This window comes from Micromonospora sp. NPDC023869 (assembly GCF_055559695.1).
Map to the genome: position 1 here is coordinate 1 of NZ_JBVHKD010000023.1, position 3442 is coordinate 3442.

Consider the following 3442-nt stretch of genomic DNA (forward strand, 5'->3'; position numbering starts at 1 on the left):
CCGGCGGTGTCCTACTCTCCCACACCCTCCCGGGTGCAGTACCATCGGCGCTGGAGGGCTTAGCTTCCGGGTTCGGAATGTGACCGGGCGTTTCCCCTCCGCCATGACCGCCGTAACCTTATCAACATGTCAAACACAATCCTGCACCAACACTACTCGTGTTGGGGTGTGTTTGTTTGTTGTGAGTTACACAGTGGACGCGTAGCAACTTTGATAGTCAAGTCCTCGGCCTATTAGTACCGGTCAACTGAACCCGTTACCGGGCTTACATTTCCGGCCTATCAACCCAGTCGTCTAGCTGGGGGCCTTACCCCACCAAAGGTGGGTGGGATACCTCATCTTGAAGCGAGCTTCCCGCTTAGATGCTTTCAGCGGTTATCCCTTCCGAACGTAGCTAACCAGCCGTGCCCCTGGCGGGACAACTGGCACACCAGAGGTTCGTCCGTCCCGGTCCTCTCGTACTAGGGACAGCCCTTCTCAAGTATCCTACGCGCACGGCGGATAGGGACCGAACTGTCTCACGACGTTCTAAACCCAGCTCGCGTACCGCTTTAATGGGCGAACAGCCCAACCCTTGGGACCTGCTACAGCCCCAGGATGCGACGAGCCGACATCGAGGTGCCAAACCATCCCGTCGATATGGACTCTTGGGGAAGATCAGCCTGTTATCCCCGGGGTACCTTTTATCCGTTGAGCGACACCGCTTCCACACGCAAGTGCCGGATCACTAGTCCCGACTTTCGTCCCTGCTCGACCCGTCAGTCTCACAGTCAAGCTCCCTTGTGTACTTGCACTCAACACCTGATTGCCAACCAGGCTGAGGGAACCTTTGGGCGCCTCCGTTACCTTTTAGGAGGCAACCGCCCCAGTTAAACTACCCACCAGACACTGTCCCTGAACCGGATAACGGTCCGAAGTTAGATACCCGAATCAACCAGAGTGGTATTTCAAGATTGCCTCCCCCCATACTGGCGTATGAGGTTCACCGGCTCCCACCTATCCTACACAAGCTAACTCAGATACCAATGTCAAGCTATAGTAAAGGTCCCGGGGTCTTTCCGTCCTGCCGCGCGTAACGAGCATCTTTACTCGTACTGCAATTTCGCCGGGCCTGTGGTTGAGACAGTGGGGAAGTCGTTACGCCATTCGTGCAGGTCGGAACTTACCCGACAAGGAATTTCGCTACCTTAGGATGGTTATAGTTACCACCGCCGTTTACTGGCGCTTAAGTTCTCCGCTTCGCCCCGAAGAGCTAACAGGTCCCCTTAACGTTCCAGCACCGGGCAGGCGTCAGTCCATATACATCGAATTACTTCTTCGCATGGACCTGTGTTTTTAGTAAACAGTCGCTTCCCCCTGCTCTCTGCGGCCATACAACGCTCCACCCGCGCGGGGCTTCACGTCTCCGGCCCCCCTTCTCCCTAAGTTACGGGGGCAATTTGCCGAGTTCCTTAACCACAGTTCGCCCGATCGCCTCGGTATTCTCTACCTGACCACCTGTGTCGGTTTGGGGTACGGGCCGCTAAGAACTCGCTAGAGGCTTTTCTCGGCAGCATAGGATCACTGACTTCACCTGAATCGGCTCGGCATCACGTCTCAGCCCCATGACGTGCGGATTTGCCTACACGTCGGCCTACACGCTTACCCCGGCACAACCACCGGCCGGGCTCAGCTACCTTCCTGCGTCACCCCATCGCTTGACTACTACCCGCCAGGTTCCCACGCTCCCCACCCTCAACCCGAAGGTCTCAGATGGTTTGGGTGGTTAGCACAACGAGGTTCGTCAGGGACGCTCTTTCGCGGGTACGGGAATATCAACCCGTTGTCCATCGACTACGCCTCTCGGCCTCGCCTTAGGTCCCGACTCACCCAGGGCGGATTAACCTGGCCCTGGAACCCTTGGTCATCCGGCGGAAGGGTTTCTCACCCTTCTTTCGCTACTCATGCCTGCATTCTCACTCGTGCCGCGTCCACAACTCGATCACTCGGCTGCTTCACCCCCGGCACGACGCTCCCCTACCCATCCACACACCTGCACACAAGCCCGAAGACTCGCGCGAAGTACACATGTGAATGCCACAGCTTCGGCGGTGTACTTGAGCCCCGCTACATTGTCGGCGCGGAACCACTTGACCAGTGAGCTATTACGCACTCTTTAAAGGGTGGCTGCTTCTAAGCCAACCTCCTGGTTGTCTATGCGACCCCACATCCTTTTCCACTTAGCACACGCTTAGGGGCCTTAGCTGGTGATCTGGGCTGTTTCCCTCTCGACTACGAAGCTTATCCCCCGCAGTCTCACTGCCGCGCTCTCACTTACCGGCATTCGGAGTTTGGCTGATTTCGGTAAGCTTGTGGGCCCCCTAGACCATCCAGTGCTCTACCTCCGGCAAGAAACACGCGACGCTGCACCTAAATGCATTTCGGGGAGAACCAGCTATCACGGAGTTTGATTGGCCTTTCACCCCTAACCACAGGTCATCCCCCAACTTTTCAACGTTGGTGGGTTCGGCCCTCCACACGGTCTTACCCGCGCTTCAGCCTGCCCATGGCTAGATCACTCCGCTTCGGGTCTAGAACATGCGACTCAAACGCCCTCTTCAGACTCGCTTTCGCTACGGCTCCCCCACACGGGTTAACCTCGCCACATGCCACTAACTCGCAGGCTCATTCTTCAAAAGGCACGCCGTCACCCCTCAAGGCTCCGACGGATTGTAGGCGAACGGTTTCAGGTACTATTTCACTCCCCTCCCGGGGTACTTTTCACCATTCCCTCACGGTACTCGTCCGCTATCGGTCACCAGGAAGTATTCAGGCTTACCAGGTGGTCCTGGCAGATTCACGGCAGATTTCAGGAGTCCGCCGCTACTCGGGAACATCCATAGAAGACCAGCTGCTTTCACCTACCGGACTTTCACCGTCTACGGTCGGCCATTCCAGACCATTCGACTAACAACTGATTTTGTAACTTCTTCGGTGAGTGTCAGCCCACCACACAGAGTCCCACAACCCCGACCACGCAACCCCTGACAGGTATCACACGCAACCGGTTTAGCCTAAATCCGCTTTCGCTCGCCACTACTCACGGAATCACTAAATTGTTTTCTCTTCCTACGGGTACTGAGATGTTTCACTTCCCCGCGTTCCCTCCACACACCCTATGAGTTCAGGTGCAGGTGACATCACATGACTGATGCCGGGTTACCCCATTCGGACACCCTGGGATCACAGCTCGGTTGACAGCTCCCCCAGGCCTATCGCGGCCTCCCACGTCCTTCATCGGCTCCTGGTGCCAAGGCATTCACCGTTCGCCCTTGACAACTTGACCACAAAGATGCTCGCGTCCACTGTGCAATTCTCAACAAACAACCAACCCACAACCCACAGCCCCACACCAGCAACACCACCCCCACCAGGGGCACCATCCGGTATGCGAGACCAGGTC

General features: G+C 56.7%; 2 rRNA genes. Both read right to left on the reverse strand.

The features are described from left to right. Nucleotides 1-115: ribosomal RNA gene (gene rrf, locus ACZ31C_RS32175) — 5S ribosomal RNA — on the reverse strand; the annotation flags it as partial. A gap of 98 nt (nt 116-213) precedes the next feature. Continuing rightward, nucleotides 214-3325, reverse strand: a 23S ribosomal RNA gene (locus ACZ31C_RS32180). Between the last annotated feature and the right edge of the window lie 117 nt (nt 3326-3442).